The 256-nt window shown below is 44.1% G+C and carries 1 pseudogene; it reads right to left on the reverse strand.

Annotated features, from left to right (window positions below):
- Positions 1-256: pseudogene (locus R3X26_RS19000) on the reverse strand (transposase); the annotation flags it as partial.

Here is a 256-nt window from a genome sequence, read left to right on the forward strand (position 1 = left end):
GTAATCCATCAATCTAAACGGTATTCCTGGATGAGTTGTGCGGGTTGAACCACCAACGAAAGGAAATAAATTCGGCTCGGTGGGTTGTTGTTGATAAAGTGTCTTTAATCGACTTTTGATTGAAGTGTAATCAGAGGTGTCGAGGGTTTTAGCGGTACCTGAACGCACGGGATTCAAGTCAGTGTAAGCCATTGCAGCAAGCAACGCTTTTTCATCGAGCAAAGCCTGACTTTTGTATCGACTTTCCCAAAAGTGG

The sequence above is a fragment of the Vibrio sp. TH_r3 genome, from assembly GCF_033101115.1.
Classification (GTDB): domain Bacteria; phylum Pseudomonadota; class Gammaproteobacteria; order Enterobacterales; family Vibrionaceae; genus Vibrio.